This is a genomic window from Pseudomonas sp. P39-UII1 (genome assembly GCF_039672635.1).
Classification (GTDB): domain Bacteria; phylum Pseudomonadota; class Gammaproteobacteria; order Pseudomonadales; family Pseudomonadaceae; genus Aquipseudomonas.
On the sequence record NZ_JBDFPP010000016.1, the window covers coordinates 82,927 to 100,204 of the forward strand.

A 17,278-nucleotide genomic window follows, 5' to 3' on the forward strand; every position below is an offset into this window, starting at 1 on the left:
CAGCCGATTCGGCCTGCGTTAACGGCGGATGTCATGCAGATGGGGGCTGCCCAGACGATTTCAAGGGCTTTTCCGGTTCGATCTTGAAATGAGCACGTGCAGTGGCGATCGGCGCTTGCCGATCGCCTTGCCAGGCGGTGATCGCCACGTTGGTCACGCGCCGGCCCTGGCGCCACAGCTGGCATTGCGCGTAGGTATCGCGAAAATGCCCGGCACGCAGGTAATCGATGGAAAAATCGATGATCTTCGGAATGCTCGCACTCTCGCTGTAAATAAGCAGGTACAAGGCGGCAGAAAGCTCCATGAACCCGGCGATCACGCCACCATGCACTGCCGGGAGCAAAGGGTTGCCAATGTTGTCGGCATTGGCCGGCAGGCGGAACAGCAGGTCATCGCCCTGGCGCTCGCACTCGATACCGATCAGGCCGGCGTAGGGGATCAGTTCCAGCAATGGCTGATAATCGCCAACGGCGTGGGCCTCGTTAAGGCGTTTACGGACATCCTGCGGAATCATGCGCGGCCCTCTTTCAGGTCTTTGCCGAAACGGATACCGCCTTTGATGCCCTGGCCCAGGCGCATGAAAGTGCCCACCACCTGGCAGATCGGCTGGCTGGGGTCATCCTGGTAAGCCGTGCCACGGGTAAAGATCACGTCACGGGTGACCCGGTAGCATTGGGCGTGGCCGTAGATGGCTTTACCGGCTTGCGCGGGATGCATGTAGTCGATGCGCAGGTCGAGGGTCGGGCACACCTCAAAGCTTGGCAGCACGCAAAGTGTGGCCATGCCGCACGTCGTGTCCATCAACGTGGTCAAGGCGCCGCCATGCACGGCGCCGGTTTGCGGGTTGCCGACAATGGCAGGCGACCAGGGCAACAGCAGGGTCATGCCCTCGGCATCCGCATGGGCCACTTGCATGTGCAATACTTGGCAATGCCTGAGCGCCGACAAGAAGCGTTCGGCCATGGCCATCAAGGTTGAATCGGTCATTGGTAGTGTCCCTGATCAATGCGCATGATTACTGCCACGGCGGCATAAAACCGGTAAAAAGTCTATATAGAACGCGGTGTTATATATCTGTAACTGATGCGGAACTATTTCTGCACGGGCGAACTCGAAGGAACAAGTCACTTATTCCACCAAGGAGAAACACCCCCATGCGTAAACCATTTGCTTTTGCTCTGATGCTGGCTGCTGCCATGGGCCTGGCTGCTTGCGATAAAGCGAGCGAAGACAAAGCCCAGGACGCACAAGAACACGCCGAGCAAGCCCAGGAAAAGATGGGCGAAGCTCAGGATAAGATGAACGACGCTGCCAAGGAAAACGCCGAAGCCGCCAAAGATCAGGCCGAAGCCGAGAAGAAGGCTGCCGAAGAAGCCGCTCCGGCTACTCCGGCTCCATCGACCGCGCCTGCCGAGCCTGCCAAGCAGTAATCGCGCCGTACAAAAAAACCCGACAGTGTCGGGTTTTTTTGTGCCTGCAACTTAGCGATTAAACGTTTCAGGTATTAATGCTGGCGTTTTCTTTGCTGGCATCGCTCGGTGCACTTTCGGTGGGCGTGAATACCATCACTTCCAGCACATCGGAATGGAACTCGCGCCGATACAGGATCAGCACTACACCCACACTCACCACCATGAACAACCACGGGCTGATGAACCAGGTGAGCATGGCCATGCCGAAGTAATAAGCGCGCAGGCCAAAGTTGAACTGGTTGGCCGCCAGCGACAACACCCTCGCCGCGCGGGAAGCGAACGCCTTGCGCTCGAGTTCATTGACCAGGCGCTCACCGATCATTGGCGCGGACCCTACCAATACGGCGGCGAAGTTGTATTGGCGCATGCACCAGCTGAAGGTGAAGAAAGCGTAGACGAAAACCGCCGCCAGGCACAGCAACTTGATTTCCGACATCCCCTGCGACGCCTGCTGCACCAAGGGCAGGTCTGCCAACAGTGACAAGGCGCGATCCGAGGCACCCAGCACGGTGAGGATGCCGGCGAGGATAATCAGGGTACTGGAGGCAAAGAACGAGGCGTTACGCTCCAGGTTGCCGATCACGCTGGCATCGGCGATGCGGTTGTCGCGCAGCAACATGCGCCGCATCCAGTCTTCCCGGTACAAGTGCAGCACACTGGCCAGGCAGGCCGTGTCGCGGCCCTTCCAGATGGCGTAGCGGGTGTAGCCGCCCCAGCAGAGGACGAACCAGCTGACGGCCAGCAAATCGTGGAGGTTGCTTTGGATGAAATTCATGCAGGGCTCCCGAAGGCCAGGTGCACTAAGGATAGAGACCGGGTTTCGACGCCCGCAAACACGGAAAGGCACACCCCTGTAACAAAAAACCCCGCATCCTTGAGGATACGGGGTTCAGGGCATCGACCTGCGGCTGGCACCCTACGGCTTGTGGCCGGTACCAGCGGCGGGCTTCAACGCATCATGCCAGCGCTTCGCGCGGCTTGCCGAGCATACGGTCGCACGCCACGGCGCCAACCAGGGTGACCACCGAAGGCACCAGCCAGGCAAGGCCCTGATCGCTCAGCGGCAAGTGCGCCATGAAGTCTGGCAGCACGTGGGCAATGCTGCTGCCCTTGACCGCATCGACGATGCCGAACACCAGCGACACCAGCATTACCGGCGCGAGGATGCGCGTCGGCGAATTCCACAGGTCTTTGACGAAGCTCAAACCCACCACCACGATGCATGGCGGGTAGATGGCGGTCAGCACCGGGATCGAGAACATGATCAGCTTGGTCAGGCCCAGGTTGGAGATCAGCAGCGAGAAGCCCGCCAGGATCACCACCAATGCACGGTACGACAGCGGCAGGATCTGGCTGAAGTACTCGGCACAGGCGCAGGTCAGGCCAACGGCCGTTACCAGGCAGGCCAGCGCGATCAGCACGGCAAGGAAACCACTGCCAAGCGAGCCGAAGGTGTGCTGCACATAAGCGTGCAGAACCGCCGCACCATTGGTGGCGTCAGCCGCGATGTCGTGGCTGGTGGCACCCAGGCGGAACAGGCTGATGTACACCAGCGCCAGGCCCACACCGGCAATCAGCCCGGCGATGATGGCATAGCGGGTAATCAGCTTGGGCGACTCGACACCACGCGAACGGATGGCGTTGACGATGACGATACCGAAGACCAGAGCCCCCAGGGTATCCATGGTCAGGTAACCATCAGAGAAGCCTTTGGAGAAGGCCGCCGCAGCATACGCTGGCTGTGCCTCACCAATGCTGCCCGCCGGCAGCGCGAAGGCAGCGATGCCCAATACGGCCAGGGCAATGATCTTCAGTGGCGCGAGGAAACGGCCCACGGTATCAAGCAGCTTGCCCGGATACATGGAAACCGCCAGCACGACGATGAAGTACACCAGGCTGTAGATGAACAGCGCCAACGGGCTTTCGCCGGTCAGCGGCGCCACGCCGACTTCGAACGACACGGTCGCGGTCCGCGGAGTCGCGAACAGCGGGCCCACCGAGAGGTAGCAAACGGCCGCCAGCAGGCCACCGAAGAACTTGCCGATCGGGCTGCTGAGTGCATCCATGCCGCCACCGACTTTGGCCAGAGCGACCACGGTGATGACCGGAAGGCCCACGGCAGTCACCAGGAAGCCGAGTGCGGCCATCCACACGTGCGGCCCGGACTGCAGGCCAACGATAGGCGGGAAGATGATATTGCCGGCGCCTACGAAAAGCGCAAACGTCATAAAGCCAAGTGCCAGGATATCCTGGCCTTTTAAAACTTTCATTTAGGGTAGTACCACACTGCTGAAATCGGGATTCGAGAAGGGATTTCCCCATGGATGAGGGAAATGCTGCCCGGCTTGATAGGCCAGACCCGTTTAGCGTGTCGTTCCCTTTTGGGGTACGGGCACAGAGTGAACGCGTAGATTAACCGTTTTACCCCACAAACGCACTGGCACAGTGCTGCTTGTCCGATGTGCGTACATGTTTGTCGTCTGGTTGACCGTCTCAGACGACAATTTATTGCTGAATCACGCGGATGTCTGGTTGAAAATCCTGATAGGGGTAATCGAATTTTCTGAAGCGCAGTTACACCAGAGAAACGACAAAGGCCACCCGAAGGTGGCCTTTGTGCGCGTGGGGGTATTACGTGTTACTTACTTCTTGGCTTCCCAGCCAGTCAGCTCGGCCAGGGCCTTGCCGATGTCAGCCAGGGAACGCACGGTCTTCACACCCGCGTCCTGCAGCGCAGCGAACTTCTCGTCCGCAGTGCCTTTGCCGCCGGAGATGATGGCGCCAGCGTGGCCCATGCGCTTGCCCGCAGGTGCAGTAACACCAGCGATGTAGGAAACGACAGGCTTGGTGACGTGGGCCTTGATGTAGGCCGCAGCTTCTTCTTCAGCCGAACCGCCGATCTCACCGATCATGACGATCGCTTCGGTCTTCGGGTCTTCCTGGAACAGCTTCAGGATGTCGATGAAGTTGGAGCCCGGGATCGGGTCACCGCCGATGCCGACGCAGGTCGACTGGCCGAAGCCGGCGTCGGTGGTCTGCTTCACGGCTTCGTAGGTCAGGGTGCCGGAACGCGACACGATACCGACCTTGCCTGGCAAGTGGATGTGGCCTGGCATGATGCCGATCTTGCACTCGCCCGGTGTGATCACGCCTGGGCAGTTAGGGCCGATCAGGGTAACGCCCAGCTCGTCGCACTTGACCTTGGCATCCAGCATATCCAGGGTAGGAATGCCTTCGGTGATGCAGACGATCAGCTTGATGCCGCCGAAGGCCGCTTCCAGGATCGAGTCCTTGCAGAACGGAGCCGGAACGTAGATCACCGAAGCGTCAGCGCCGGTCGCTTCCACAGCTTCCTTGACGGTGTTGAACACCGGCAGGCCCAGGTGGGTGCTGCCACCCTTGCCTGGGGTAACGCCGCCGACCATCTTGGTGCCGTAGGCGATGGCTTGTTCGGAGTGGAAAGTACCCTGCGAGCCGGTGAAGCCCTGGCAGATGACTTTGGTGTCTTTATTGATCAGGACGCTCATTACTTGCCCTCCGCAGCTTTGACAACTTGTTGAGCAGCGTCGGTCAGGCTGGTTGCCGCAATGATGTTCAAACCGCTTTCTGCCAGTACTTTAGCGCCCAGTTCGGCGTTGTTGCCTTCGAGGCGAACGACGACCGGAACTTTAACGCCGACTTCTTTCACTGCACCGATGATGCCTTCGGCAATCATGTCGCAGCGAACGATGCCGCCGAAGATGTTGACCAGAACGGCCGCGACATTGCTGTCGGACAGAATGATCTTGAACGCTTCGGTAACGCGCTCTTTGGTGGCACCGCCGCCTACGTCGAGGAAGTTGGCTGGTTTGCCGCCGTGCAGGTTGACGATGTCCATGGTACCCATGGCCAGGCCAGCACCGTTGACCATGCAACCGATGTTGCCTTCCAGGGCCACGTAGTTCAGCTCGAAGCTGGCAGCGTGGGCTTCACGAGGATCGTCCTGCGACGGGTCGTGGAAGGTTTTCAGCTTAGGCTGACGGTACATGGCGTTTGCGTCGATGTTGATCTTCGCATCCAGGCAGTGCAGGTCGCCGTCGGCCTTGATGACCAGCGGGTTGACTTCGAGCAGGGCCAGGTCGTGCTCTTTGAAGAGCTTGGCCAGGCCTACGAAAATCTTGGCGAACTGAGCAACTTGCTTGCCTTCCAGACCCAGCTGGAATGCCAGTTCACGACCCTGGAACGGCTGAGCGCCGACCAGCGGATCGATAGTAGCCTTGATGATCTTCTCAGGAGTTTCGTGAGCAACTTTCTCGATGTCCACGCCACCTTCGGTGGAGGCCATGAACACGATGCGGCGGCTCGAGCGATCGACTACAGCGCCCAGGTACAGCTCTTTGGCGATGTCAGTGCAGGATTCGACCAGGATCTTGGTCACTGGCTGACCGTTGGCGTCGGTCTGGTAGGTTACCAGACGCTTGCCCAACCATTGCGCAGCGAACGCCTTGGCGTCTTCCTTGCTGCGAACCAGCTTGACGCCGCCCGCTTTACCGCGACCACCTGCGTGAACCTGGGCTTTGACAACCCACTCGGAACCGCCGATCTTGTCGCAAGCTTCTGCTGCAGCTTCAGGGGTGTCGACTGCGAAACCCTTGGAAACTGGCAGGCCGTATTCAGCGAACAGCTGCTTACCCTGATACTCGTGAAGATTCATGCTTTTTACCGTCTTCGTTAGGTACTGCGCTTCGGCGCTGCGCCATTGCTGGCGCCGCACCACCTGTGACCGTCAACCCCGGGTTTTCCCGTGTAGTTCGGTCCGGCGAACGTTCCGCGGTGAGTCATGCACGCAAGACTCACGACGGGCAGCCCGCCGTGGTTTCTTATAATTAACGCTTCTTACGGTTGGCTACGTGAATGGCGCCGCCATTCACTGCCAGCGCTGCTTCATGCAGCGCTTCGGACAGGGTTGGATGGCTGAAGACCATCATGCCCAGATCCTCGGCACTGGTGCCGAATTCCATTGCGATTGCGCCCTGCTGTACCAGTTCGGCAGCCGATGGGCCAATCACGTGCACACCCAGTACGCGGTCGGTCTTGGCATCGGCGATGACCTTGACGAAACCACCGGTGTCGTTGGCTGCCATCGCCCGGCCGCTGGCGGCGAACGGGAAGGTGCCTACGTTAACCTCAACACCCTCGGCCTTCAAGGCTTGTTCGGTCTTGCCGACCCACGCGATTTCCGGGTGGGTGTAGATAACCGACGGGATCAGGTCGTAGTTCATCTGGGCTTTGTGGCCCTTGATGCGCTCGACGACCATGATGCCCTCTTCCGAGGCCTTGTGTGCCAGCATCATGCCGCGTACCACGTCACCGATGGCGAACACGCCCGGAACGCTGGTGGCGCAGTGATCGTCGACGAAGATGTAGCCACGCTCGTCGATGGTCACGCCGCTGTCGGAGGCCAGCAGGTCAGTGGTCACCGGGCGACGGCCGACCGCGACGATCAGCTTGTCGAAGGTGATCTTCTGCTCGCCTTCGGCGTTGGTGTAGGTGACTTCGACTTCGTTGCCGTTGACTTTCGAACCGGTGACGCGAGCGCCCAGCTTGATGTCCAGGCCTTGCTTGGTCAGCGTCTTCTGAGCTTCTTTCGACACGGCGGTGTCGGCAGCCATCAGGAAGGTGTCCAGGGCTTCCAGGACGGTGACTTCAGCACCCAGGCGAGCCCATACCGAACCCAGTTCCAGGCCGATCACGCCAGCACCGATCACGCCCAGGCGTTTAGGTACGGTCTGGAATTCCAGGGCGCCGGTGGAGTCGACGATGACGTTCTGGTCGACCGGAGCCGGCGGAATGTCGATCGGACGCGAGCCGGAGGCCAGGATCACGTTTTCGGCTTCGATGATTTCGGTGGTGCCATCAGCCTTGGTGACTTCGACTTTCTTGCCAGCCAGCAGTTTGCCGTGGCCCTGGATCGAGGTAACGCCGTTGGCCTTGAACAGGGTGGCAACGCCACCGGTCAGGTTCTTGACGATGCCAGCCTTGCGGCCAACCATCGCGGCGACGTCCATCTTCACTTCGCCAGTGGAGATACCGTGGACGTTGAAGCTCTCTTTGGCTTCCTTGTACTTCCAGGAGCTGTCCAGCAGCGCCTTGGACGGGATGCACCCTACGTTCAGGCAGGTGCCGCCCAGGGCCAGCTTGCCCTCGGCGTCGGTGTATTTCTCGATACAGGCAGTCTTCAGACCAAGTTGGGCAGCCTTGATGGCAGCCACATAGCCGCCAGGACCTGCACCAATCACCACTACGTCGAATTTCTGGGTCATAAAAGATTCCTTTTTAGCTTCAAGCGGCAAGCTGCAAGCCGCAAGACCAGCAGGCTTCGGCTTGAAGCTTGCGGCTTGCAGCTTACAGCTGCGCGATTAGATGTCCAGCAGCAGGCGAGACGGATCTTCCAGCAGGTTCTTGATGGTGACCAGGAAGGTTACCGCTTCCTTGCCGTCGATCAGGCGGTGATCGTACGACAGCGCCAGGTACATCATCGGGCGGATAACCACTTGGCCGTTGATGGCCATCGGGCGCTGGATGATGTTGTGCATGCCGAGAATGGCGGCCTGCGGCGGGTTGACGATCGGGGTCGACATCATCGAACCGAAAGTACCGCCGTTGGTGATGGTGAAGGTACCGCCGGTCATTTCTTCGATCGACAGTTTGCCGTCACGGGCTTTCTTGCCGAAGGTGGCGATGCCGTTCTCGATTTCAGCCAGGCTCATCGACTCGGCGTTACGCAGTACCGGTACCACCAGGCCACGGTCGCTGGAGACGGCAACGCCGACGTCGGCGAAGCCGTGGTAGACGATGTCGTTGCCGTCGATCGAGGCGTTGACAGCCGGGAAGCGCTTCAGCGCTTCGGTGGCGGCCTTGACGAAGAACGACATGAAGCCCAGGCGCACGCCGTTGTGGGTCTTCTCGAACAGGTCCTTGTACTTCGAACGCAGGGCCATGACTTCGGTCATGTCGACTTCGTTGAAGGTGGTCAGCATCGCCATGTTGGATTGGGCTTCGACCAGGCGCTCGGCGATCTTGGCACGCAGGCGGGTCATCGGCACGCGCTTCTCGGTACGGTCGCCAGCGGCGGCCACAACCGGGGCAGCAGCGGCAGCGGCAGGCTTGGCAGCCGGCGCAGCGGCAGGTGCCGACTTCTTGTTGGCGACTGCAGCCACCACGTCTTCCTTGGTGACGCGACCGCCTTTGCCAGTGCCGGCAACGGTAGCCAGGTCGATGCCGTTTTCTTCAGCCAGCTTGCGCGCGGCTGGCGCGGCGACCGGGTCGTCTTCGCCAGCGTCGGCAGCGGCAGCAGCCGGGGCAGCAGCGGCCGGAGCGGCCGCTGGAGCGGCGGCGGCAGCGCCGCCTTCGACGATCGAACCCAGGACTTCGTCGGACAGGACGGTATCGCCCTCGCCCTTGACGATGTCGCCCATCACGCCGTCAGCGGTGGCCAGTACTTCCAGGACCACCTTGTCGGTTTCGATGTCGACGATCAGCTCGTCACGCTTGACGGCTTCGCCCGGCTTCTTGTGCCAGGTGGCAACGGTGCCGTCGGCAACCGATTCCGGGAAGGTTGGGGCTTTGATCTCGATAGCCATTATCTGTGTTTCCTTAAATTCGGTTTCAGGTGCGCGAAGGCGTTAGACAGTGAAGGCGTCTTGCAGCAGTTTTTCCTGCTGTTCGGCGTGCTTCGAAGCGTAACCACAGGCTGGTGCGGCAGAAGCGTCGCGGCCGGCGTATTCCAGGACCAGCGCCTTGTTGTGGCGGCCCAGGATACGGCGCATGTGGTGCTGACTGCTGTACCAGGCGCCCTGGTTCATCGGTTCTTCCTGACACCAGACGGCATGCTTGAGGTTGGTGTACGGCGCCAGGATGTCGACCAGGTCGTCTTCCGGGAACGGGTACAGCTGCTCGATACGCACGATGGCGATGTCTTCGCGGCCTTCGGCACGGCGTTTTTCCAGCAGGTCGTAGTACACCTTGCCGCCGCACAGTACCAGGCGCTCGACCTTGGCCGGATCCAGGGTGTCGATTTCCGGGATCACGGTCTGGAACGAGCCTTCTGCCAGGTCTTCCAGGGTCGAGATGGCCAGCTTGTGGCGCAGCAGCGACTTCGGCGTCAGGACGATCAGCGGCTTGCGCAGCGGACGGATGACCTGGCGACGCAGCAGGTGGTAGATCTGTGCTGGCGTGGTTGGTACGCAGACCTGGATGTTGTGCTCGGCGCACAGCTGCAGGTAACGCTCCAGGCGCGCGGAGGAGTGCTCCGGGCCCTGCCCTTCATAACCGTGAGGCAGCAGCATGGTCAGACCGCACAGGCGGCCCCACTTGTGCTCACCGCTGGTGATGAACTGGTCGATCACCACTTGCGCACCGTTGGCGAAGTCGCCGAACTGGGCTTCCCAGATCACCAGCGCGTTCGGCGTGGTGGTCGAGTAACCGTATTCGAAGGCCAGTACCGCTTCTTCCGACAGGAAGGAGTCGTACAGGTCGAAGCGCGGCTGGCCCGGGAACAGGTTCTGCAGCGGTACGTAGGTGCTGGCGTCCTTCTGGTTGTGCAACACCGCGTGGCGGTGCGAGAAGGTGCCACGGCCGATGTCCTGGCCGGTCATGCGGATCGGGTGACCTTCGAACTGCAGCGTGGCGTAAGCCATGGTCTCTGCATAACCCCAGTTGATCGGCAAGCCACCGGCCTGCATCTTCTGGCGATCTTCGTAGATCTTCGAAACCTGGCGCTGAACCACGAAACCTTCCGGCAGCTCCAGCAGCTTGGCCGACAGGTCCTGCAGGGTCTTGAGGTCGAAGCGGGTGTCGTGACGCGCGGTCCAGGCGTGGCCCAGGTAGGGACGCCAGTCGACGAACAGCTCGCGGTTCGGCTCCTTGACCAGGCTCTTGACCACGTGCAGGCCGTTGTCCAGGGCGTTGCGGTACTCGTCGATCTTGGCCTGAGCGCGCTCGGCGTCGATGCGACCAGCCTGGATCAGCGCTTCGGCATACAGCTCACGGGTGGTGCGCTGCTTGCTGATCTGCTGATACATCAGCGGCTGGGTACCGTTGGGCTCGTCGGCCTCGTTGTGGCCGCGGCGGCGGTAGCAGACCAGGTCGATGACCACGTCACGCTTGAACTGCATGCGGTAATCGATGGCCAGCTGGGTCACGAACAGCACGGCTTCCGGATCATCACCGTTAACGTGCAGGATCGGCGCCTGGATCATCTTGGCAACGTCGGTGGCGTACTCGGTGGAACGCGCGTCCAGCGGGTTGCTGATGGTGAAACCAACCTGGTTGTTGATCACGATGTGCACGGTACCGCCGGTCTTGAAACCGCGGGTCTGCGACATCTGGAAGGTTTCCATGACCACGCCCTGGCCGGCGAAGGCCGCGTCGCCGTGGATCGAGATCGGCAGCACCTTGTCGCCGACGGTGTCGTTGCGACGGTCCTGACGGGCGCGCACCGAACCTTCAACCACTGGCGAGACGATTTCCAGGTGGGACGGGTTGAACGCCATGGCCAGGTGAACTTCGCCACCGGTGGTCATCACGTTCGAGGAGAAGCCCTGGTGGTATTTAACGTCACCGGAGCCCAACTCGTTCATCTTCTTGCCTTCGAACTCGTCGAACAGCTCGCGCGGGTTCTTGCCGAAGGTGTTGACCAGCACGTTCAGACGGCCGCGGTGGGCCATGCCGATCACGACTTCCTTGGTGCCGTAGGAGCCGGAGCGCTGGATCATTTCGTCCAGCATCGGAATCAGGCTTTCGCCGCCTTCCAGGCCGAAACGCTTGGTGCCCGGGTACTTGGTGCCCAGGTACTTCTCAAGGCCCTCACCGGCCGTCACGCGCTCGAGCAGGTGAGCCTGCACGTCGGCGGAGAATTCCGGACGACCGCGCACGCTTTCGAGGCGCTGCTGGAACCAGCTGCGCTGCTCGGAATCGACGATGTGGGTGAACTCGGCGCCAATGGTGCGACAATATGTCTTCTGGAGCGCTTCGACGATCTCGCGTAGGCTCGCTTCCTCTTTGCCGATGAACAGGTCGCCGGCACGGAAGGTCGTATCAAGATCGGCATTGGTCAAGCCGTAGTGATTGATCGACAGGTCTACGGGCGCAGGGCGCTGCCACAACCCCAACGGGTCGAGCTTGGCAGCCTGATGGCCGCGCATACGATAGGCCTGGATCAGTCGCAGAACTTCAACCTGCTTCTTCTCGTGTTCACTGCTCACGCTCCCGGCGGACACCGGTTGGGCGCGGCGCTGGTTCTTTGCCAGCAGTACGAAATGGTCGCGGATTGTCGAGTGCGATACATCAGTAGCGGTGCTGCCATCAGCAGGCAACTTCTGGAAGTAAGTGCGCCACTCTTCTGGCACAGCGTTAGGGTCGTGCAGGTAGAGCTCGTAGAGCTCTTCCACATATGCAGCGTTACCACCTGAAAGGTGGGCGCTTTCCCACATGCGCTGCATCACGCTTTCTTGCATGCTTGGTCACCCTCGATTAGGGGACTGATCGGCGAGAGCCACAGCAAACCTGGAAAAGTCCGAACACAGCGACTGAACCACGCCACTTGGATCTTGCTGATTTTCCGGGTACCAGCCCGGAAAGCCCCTGCTGGTCTCATATCTTCATAGGTATCGAGCGCGGGCTTTGTGGGCCCTTGCTCAGGTTTTACCTCAGTGCGGGCTCACCACCCGCACCTCGGCTTACTGCAGTTACAACGCTTTGAATCAGGTGCCGCTTTGCAGCAGCATGTTACGTACGTGGCCGATTGCCTTGGTCGGGTTCAGACCCTTCGGGCAAACGTTGACGCAGTTCATGATCCCGCGGCAGCGGAACACGCTGAACGGGTCATCCAGGGACGCCAGGCGCTCCTGGGTCTTGGTGTCACGGCTGTCGGCCAGGAAGCGATAGGCCTGCAGCAGGGCCGCGGGGCCCAGGAACTTGTCTGGGTTCCACCAGAACGATGGGCAGGAAGTCGAGCAGCAAGCGCACAGGATGCACTCGTACAGACCGTCCAGCTTGTCACGCTCTTCCGGCGACTGCAGACGCTCGATGGCCGGGGCCGGCGTGTCGTTCTGCAGGAATGGCTTCACCTTCTCGTACTGCTTGTAGAAGATGCTCATGTCGACGACCAGGTCACGAATGACCGGCAGGCCCGGCAGCGGGCGCAGCACCAGCTTGTTGCCCTTGACCACGCCCGACAGCGGAGTGATGCAGGCCAGGCCGTTCTTGCCGTTCATGTTCATGCCGTCGGAACCGCACACGCCTTCACGGCAGGAGCGACGGTACGAGAAACCCTCGTCCTTTTCCTTGATCAGCGCCAGCACATCCAGAACCATCAGGTCCTTGCCGCCGGTGTCGACGTCGAACGACTCCATCTTGGGCGCCGCGTCGGTGTCGGGGTTGTAGCGATAAACTTCGACTTTCAACATAGCAGCCACCCTTAGTAAGTCCGGATTTTTGGTTCGAAGGCTGGAACAGTCTTCGGCGCAAAGTTGACGCCGCGCTTGGCAACGCGCTTGACACCCGGGTAGTACAGGGTGTGGCACAGCCAGTTTTCGTCGTCACGGTCTTCGAAGTCTTCACGGGCGTGGGCGCCGCGGGACTCTTTACGGGCTTCGGCTGCAATGGCGGTAGCTTCGGCAACTTCCAGCAGGTTCTGCAGCTCCAGCGCTTCGATACGCGCGGTGTTGAAGGCCTGGGACTTGTCGTTGATCTTGACGTTGGCGATACGCTCGCGCAGACCAGCCAGTTGCTCGATACCTTTGAGCATGTATTCGCCGGTACGGAATACACCGAAGTAGTTCTGCATGCAGCTCTGCAGCTCGCGCTTGAGGCTGGCAACGTCTTCGCCAGTGGAGCGCTCGTTGAGCTTGTTCAGGCGGTTCAGGGCAACATCGATGTCGGTGTCGCTGGCGTCGAGGTGCTCGATGCCGTCGCTCAGCGCCTTCTCCAGGTGCAGACCGGCCGCACGGCCGAACACCACCAGGTCGAGCAGCGAGTTGCCGCCCAGGCGGTTGGCACCGTGAACCGATACGCACGCCACTTCACCGACGGCAAACAGGCCAGGGATGATGTGATCCTTGCCTTCTTCGTCCATGGTGATGGCCTGGCCATGAATGTTGGTAGCAACGCCACCCATCATGTAGTGGCAGGTCGGAACGACCGGCACCGGCGCGACCACAGGGTCGACGTGGGCGAAGGTCTTGGACAGCTCGCAGATGCCTGGCAGGCGGCTGTGCAGCACTTCCTCACCCAGGTGATCCAGCTTCAGCAGTACGTGGTCCTTGTTCGGGCCCACGCCGTTGCCGGCGATGATCTCTTTGACCATGGAGCGGGCAACCACGTCGCGGCCGGCCAGGTCTTTCGCGTTCGGCGCGTAACGCTCCATGAAGCGCTCGCCGTGGGCGTTGATCAGGTAGCCACCCTCACCGCGGCAACCCTCGGTGACCAGTACACCGGCGCCGGCGATGCCGGTCGGGTGGAACTGCCACATTTCGATGTCCTGCACCGGTACACCGGCACGCAGGGCCATGCCGATACCGTCGCCGGTATTGATCAGGGCGTTGGTGGTGGAGGCATAGATACGGCCCGCACCGCCAGTCGCCAGAACGGTGGCCTTGGACTTGATGTACATGGTTTCGCCGGTTTCGATGCAGATCGCGATCACACCGACGAAGGCGCCTTCCTGGTTTTTTACCAGGTCAACGGCGTAGTACTCGTTGAGGAAGGTGGTACCGGCTTTCAGGTTGCCCTGGTACAGGGTGTGCAGCAGCGCGTGACCGGTACGGTCGGATGCTGCGCAGGTACGAGCAGCCTGGCCGCCCTTGCCGAAGTCCTTGGACTGGCCACCGAACGGACGCTGGTAGATGCGGCCGGTTTCGGTACGCGAGAACGGCAGGCCCATATGGTCCAGTTCGAAGACCGCAGCCGGGCCTTCCTGACACATGTATTCGATAGCGTCCTGGTCACCGATGTAGTCGGAACCCTTGACGGTATCGTACATGTGCCAGCGCCAGTCATCGTTCGGGTCGGCCGAAGCGATGGCGCAGGTGATGCCGCCCTGGGCGGATACAGTGTGCGAACGGGTCGGGAAGACCTTGGTGACTACGGCAGTCTTGTGACCGCCCTGAGCCAGCTGCAGCGCTGCGCGCATGCCGGCACCGCCGCCACCAATGATGATGGCGTCGAAGGAAATAGTAGGAATGCTAGCCATGGATCAGATACCCCAGAGAATCTGCACACCCCAGACGAAGTAAGCGAACATCGCAACGCCGCATACCGCCTGGAACAGGAAACGAATCGCAGTTGCCGACTTGCCGAACGACATAGGCGTCAGGTAGTCGGTCGCAATGGTCCACATGCCGACCCAGGCGTGAGCGCCCAGGGCAACGAGGGCCAGCAGACTGAAGATCCGCATCGCGTTGTTGGAGAACAGACCATGCCACTGGGTGTAGTCGATGCCTGGGTGGCAGACCACGTAGCCGATCAGGAAAATGAAGTAAGCCGCGAGAACGACCGCCGATACGCGCTGCGCCATCCAGTCATAGAGGCCCGAACGCGACAGGTTCGTGACATTGGTTACCATACCCAAACTCCCACCAGAACGATCAGCACCACGGAGATGACGATCACGATTTTCGAGCCCAGCTTGCCGCCTTCCAGCGTCTCACCGATGCCCATGTCCATGATCAGGTGGCGTACACCTGCCACGAGGTGATAAAGCAGGGCGGACAACAGGCCCCAGGTCACGAACTTGGCCAGCGGGCTGGTCAGACACGCCTTCACCTCACCGAAGCCTTCCTCGGAACCCAGCGATTTGCCCAGTGCATAAAGCATGATGGCAAGGCCGAGGAACAGGATGACGCCGGAGATACGGTGAAGAATGGACGTGTACGCAGTGACAGGAAGCTTGATGGTCCTTAGGTCTAGGTTTACAGGTCGTTGGCTTTTCACGGCTTTTTTCACACTGAAGAGCCCCTAGCGAATCAGGGCAAAGTTGTTGGTAAGTGTACTGGTCAGGTACCCACCACCCAGGGAACGGCGACACCCAGCAGTTCGGGCTTGCAAGCCCCTGGGAGTCGGGTGCCGAGTATAGACAGTTAGGCTGCTTATGACAACGTGACGGGGTAGCCCAAATAGCGCATTGCCTTTAGCGAACAAAAGGCGTAAATGGGCGAGAATTTCGTGAAAAATCAGGCCTCAGAGCCGGTTTCAACCAGCCTTTAGGCAAATTGACATTCAAATTTACTTCTCTATAGTGGTGCGGGCCCTGCGTGGGGGGTCTGTCTGATGATTTCAAGCATTAATAGGAGGCCACATGGCTGACAAAAAAGCGCAGTTGGTCATCGAGGGCGCTGCCCCCGTCGAGCTGCCCATTTTAACCGGCACCGTTGGTCCTGATGTAATCGACGTCCGCGGGTTGGGGGCCACAGGTCACTTCACCTTCGACCCAGGTTTCATGGCGACCGCCTCGTGCGAGTCGAAGATCACCTACATCGATGGCGACCAGGGCGTGCTGCTGCACCGCGGCTACCCGATCGAACAGCTCGCCGAACAATCGGACTACCTGGAAACCTGCTACCTGCTGCTCAACGGCGAACTGCCGAATGCCGAGCAGAAGGCCCAGTTCGTCAGCACCGTCAAGAACCACACCATGGTTCACGAGCAGCTGAAGTCCTTCTTCAACGGTTTCCGCCGCGACGCTCACCCGATGGCGGTGATGTGCGGTGTGGTTGGCGCCCTCTCGGCGTTCTATCACGACTCCCTGGACATCAATAACCCGCAACACCGCGAAATTTCCGCGGTGCGCCTGGTCGCCAAGATGCCGACCCTGGCCGCGATGGTTTACAAGTACTCCATGGGCCAACCGATGATGTACCCGCGCAACGACCTGTCGTACGCGGAAAACTTCCTGCACATGATGTTCAACACCCCGTGCGAGATCAAACCGATCAGCCCGGTGCTGGCCAAGGCAATGGACAAGATCTTCATCCTCCATGCCGACCACGAACAGAACGCCTCCACTTCCACCGTGCGCCTGGCCGGCTCTTCGGGTGCCAACCCGTTCGCCTGTATTGCCGCCGGTATCGCCGCACTGTGGGGCCCTGCCCACGGCGGCGCGAACGAAGCCGTACTGACCATGCTCGATGAAATTGGCGATGTTTCGAACATCGACAAGTACATCGCCAAGGCCAAGGACAAGAACGACCCGTTCAAGCTGATGGGCTTCGGTCACCGCGTTTACAAGAACCGTGACCCACGCGCCACCGTGATGAAGAAGACCTGCGACGAAGTCCTGGGTGAGCTCGGCATCAAGAACGACCCGCAGCTGGAACTGGCCATGCGCCTGGAAGAGATCGCCCTGACCGATCCGTACTTCATCGAGCGCTCGCTGTACCCGAACGTCGACTTCTACTCGGGCATCATCCTGAAGGCGATCGGCATTCCGACCAGCATGTTCACCGTGATCTTCGCCCTGGCACGTACCGTGGGCTGGATCTCGCACTGGAAAGAAATGCTCTCCAGCCCGTACAAGATTGGCCGCCCGCGCCAGCTGTACACCGGCGAGCTGCAGCGCGACATCGTCGAACTGAAAGACCGCAAGTAAGCTCCCTGAGCCGACCGCAAAAAGGCTGCCCTTGGGCAGCCTTTTTTATTGCCATGTCCCGTCCTGAATAAGGTTTACACCTCCCATCCCGAATTTCCGGAGAGTCAGATGGAGCAAGGTGTAAAGCGCACACAGCGAGATTACTCACTGTCTTTTAAATTGGCGGTGGTTGATCAGATTG

Annotated in this window: 15 protein-coding genes; 2 read left to right on the top strand and 13 right to left on the bottom strand. The window is 60.3% G+C overall.

From position 1 onward, the window contains the following. Window positions 1-31: 31 nt before the first annotated feature. Window positions 32-514 carry a PaaI family thioesterase gene (locus tag ABEH27_RS19490; RefSeq protein WP_346615134.1) on the bottom strand — a complete coding sequence of 161 codons (483 nt, stop codon included), beginning with the start codon at window positions 512-514 and terminating at the stop codon, window positions 32-34. Continuing rightward, window positions 511-987: a PaaI family thioesterase gene (locus tag ABEH27_RS19495; RefSeq protein ID WP_346615135.1), complete on the bottom strand. Its 477-nt coding sequence runs from the start codon at window positions 985-987 to the stop codon at window positions 511-513. Before ABEH27_RS19495 ends, ABEH27_RS19490 begins: the two co-directional genes overlap by 4 nt. Window positions 988-1,154: 167 nt before the next feature. On the opposite strand from ABEH27_RS19495, the gene ABEH27_RS19500 reads away from it, so the two are divergent. Continuing rightward, window positions 1,155-1,430: a hypothetical protein gene (locus ABEH27_RS19500; protein ID WP_346615136.1), complete on the top strand. Its 276-nt coding sequence runs from the start codon at window positions 1,155-1,157 to the stop codon at window positions 1,428-1,430. A 67-nt stretch (window positions 1,431-1,497) separates the two neighbouring features. Here ABEH27_RS19500 and ABEH27_RS19505 read toward each other — a convergent pair whose 3' ends face one another. The 11 genes from ABEH27_RS19505 to sdhC form a co-directional block, all read right to left on the bottom strand. After that, complete coding sequence (locus tag ABEH27_RS19505) at window positions 1,498-2,247, bottom strand: DUF599 family protein (protein ID WP_346615137.1); 750 nt, start codon at window positions 2,245-2,247, stop codon at window positions 1,498-1,500. Window positions 2,248-2,428: 181 nt separating this feature from the next. Continuing rightward, entirely contained in the window at window positions 2,429-3,742 is a 1,314-nt protein-coding gene (gene brnQ, locus ABEH27_RS19510; protein ID WP_346615138.1) for a branched-chain amino acid transport system II carrier protein, read from the bottom strand. Between the two features lie 372 nt (window positions 3,743-4,114). Continuing rightward, window positions 4,115-4,999 carry a succinate--CoA ligase subunit alpha gene (sucD, locus tag ABEH27_RS19515; protein ID WP_172230032.1) on the bottom strand — a complete coding sequence of 295 codons (885 nt, stop codon included), beginning with the start codon at window positions 4,997-4,999 and terminating at the stop codon, window positions 4,115-4,117. After that, window positions 4,999-6,165, bottom strand: coding sequence for an ADP-forming succinate--CoA ligase subunit beta (gene sucC / locus ABEH27_RS19520; protein WP_008091914.1), 1,167 nt, complete (start codon window positions 6,163-6,165; stop codon window positions 4,999-5,001). The genes sucD and sucC overlap by 1 nt, the downstream gene beginning before the upstream one ends. A gap of 172 nt (window positions 6,166-6,337) precedes the next feature. Further along, window positions 6,338-7,774: a dihydrolipoyl dehydrogenase gene (gene lpdA / locus ABEH27_RS19525; protein WP_346615139.1), complete on the bottom strand. Its 1,437-nt coding sequence runs from the start codon at window positions 7,772-7,774 to the stop codon at window positions 6,338-6,340. Between the two features lie 96 nt (window positions 7,775-7,870). Further along, complete coding sequence (gene odhB / locus ABEH27_RS19530) at window positions 7,871-9,094, bottom strand: 2-oxoglutarate dehydrogenase complex dihydrolipoyllysine-residue succinyltransferase (RefSeq protein ID WP_346615140.1); 1,224 nt, start codon at window positions 9,092-9,094, stop codon at window positions 7,871-7,873. A gap of 42 nt (window positions 9,095-9,136) precedes the next feature. Continuing rightward, entirely contained in the window at window positions 9,137-11,968 is a 2,832-nt protein-coding gene (locus ABEH27_RS19535; protein ID WP_346615141.1) for a 2-oxoglutarate dehydrogenase E1 component, read from the bottom strand. Between the two features lie 246 nt (window positions 11,969-12,214). Continuing rightward, on the bottom strand, window positions 12,215-12,919 hold the full coding sequence (locus ABEH27_RS19540; RefSeq protein ID WP_346615142.1) for a succinate dehydrogenase iron-sulfur subunit: 705 nt from the start codon (window positions 12,917-12,919) through the stop codon (window positions 12,215-12,217). Between the two features lie 11 nt (window positions 12,920-12,930). Further along, window positions 12,931-14,703 (bottom strand): succinate dehydrogenase flavoprotein subunit, encoded by a 1,773-nt coding sequence (gene sdhA / locus ABEH27_RS19545; RefSeq protein WP_023533625.1) that lies wholly within the window; start codon window positions 14,701-14,703, stop codon window positions 12,931-12,933. Between the two features lie 3 nt (window positions 14,704-14,706). Continuing rightward, entirely contained in the window at window positions 14,707-15,075 is a 369-nt protein-coding gene (sdhD, locus tag ABEH27_RS19550; RefSeq protein ID WP_027921320.1) for a succinate dehydrogenase, hydrophobic membrane anchor protein, read from the bottom strand. Then, window positions 15,069-15,455 carry a succinate dehydrogenase, cytochrome b556 subunit gene (gene sdhC / locus ABEH27_RS19555; RefSeq protein WP_012315350.1) on the bottom strand — a complete coding sequence of 129 codons (387 nt, stop codon included), beginning with the start codon at window positions 15,453-15,455 and terminating at the stop codon, window positions 15,069-15,071. The genes sdhD and sdhC overlap by 7 nt, the downstream gene beginning before the upstream one ends. Window positions 15,456-15,807: 352 nt before the next feature. Here sdhC and gltA point away from each other — a divergent pair, with 352 nt between their 5' ends. Further along, the gene (gene gltA / locus ABEH27_RS19560; RefSeq protein ID WP_346615143.1) at window positions 15,808-17,097 is read left to right on the top strand and encodes a citrate synthase; all 1,290 of its coding nucleotides are present in this window, start codon (window positions 15,808-15,810) and stop codon (window positions 17,095-17,097) included. Window positions 17,098-17,278: the final 181 nt, after the last annotated feature.

What these genes read in the sequence shown, in the direction of transcription:
- odhB (WP_346615140.1), bottom strand. Translation starts at nt 9,094, where the DNA reads ATGGCTATCGAGATCAAAGCCCCAACCTTCCCGGAATCGGTTGCCGAC.
- ABEH27_RS19500 (WP_346615136.1), top strand. Translation starts at nt 1,155, where the DNA reads ATGCGTAAACCATTTGCTTTTGCTCTGATGCTGGCTGCTGCCATGGGC.
- lpdA (WP_346615139.1), bottom strand. Translation starts at nt 7,774, where the DNA reads ATGACCCAGAAATTCGACGTAGTGGTGATTGGTGCAGGTCCTGGCGGC.
- ABEH27_RS19535 (WP_346615141.1), bottom strand. Translation starts at nt 11,968, where the DNA reads ATGCAAGAAAGCGTGATGCAGCGCATGTGGGAAAGCGCCCACCTTTCA.
- gltA (WP_346615143.1), top strand. Translation starts at nt 15,808, where the DNA reads ATGGCTGACAAAAAAGCGCAGTTGGTCATCGAGGGCGCTGCCCCCGTC.
- brnQ (WP_346615138.1), bottom strand. Translation starts at nt 3,742, where the DNA reads ATGAAAGTTTTAAAAGGCCAGGATATCCTGGCACTTGGCTTTATGACG.
- sdhA (WP_023533625.1), bottom strand. Translation starts at nt 14,703, where the DNA reads ATGGCTAGCATTCCTACTATTTCCTTCGACGCCATCATCATTGGTGGC.
- sdhD (WP_027921320.1), bottom strand. Translation starts at nt 15,075, where the DNA reads ATGGTAACCAATGTCACGAACCTGTCGCGTTCGGGCCTCTATGACTGG.
- ABEH27_RS19495 (WP_346615135.1), bottom strand. Translation starts at nt 987, where the DNA reads ATGACCGATTCAACCTTGATGGCCATGGCCGAACGCTTCTTGTCGGCG.
- sucD (WP_172230032.1), bottom strand. Translation starts at nt 4,999, where the DNA reads ATGAGCGTCCTGATCAATAAAGACACCAAAGTCATCTGCCAGGGCTTC.
- sucC (WP_008091914.1), bottom strand. Translation starts at nt 6,165, where the DNA reads ATGAATCTTCACGAGTATCAGGGTAAGCAGCTGTTCGCTGAATACGGC.
- ABEH27_RS19505 (WP_346615137.1), bottom strand. Translation starts at nt 2,247, where the DNA reads ATGAATTTCATCCAAAGCAACCTCCACGATTTGCTGGCCGTCAGCTGG.
- ABEH27_RS19540 (WP_346615142.1), bottom strand. Translation starts at nt 12,919, where the DNA reads ATGTTGAAAGTCGAAGTTTATCGCTACAACCCCGACACCGACGCGGCG.
- ABEH27_RS19490 (WP_346615134.1), bottom strand. Translation starts at nt 514, where the DNA reads ATGATTCCGCAGGATGTCCGTAAACGCCTTAACGAGGCCCACGCCGTT.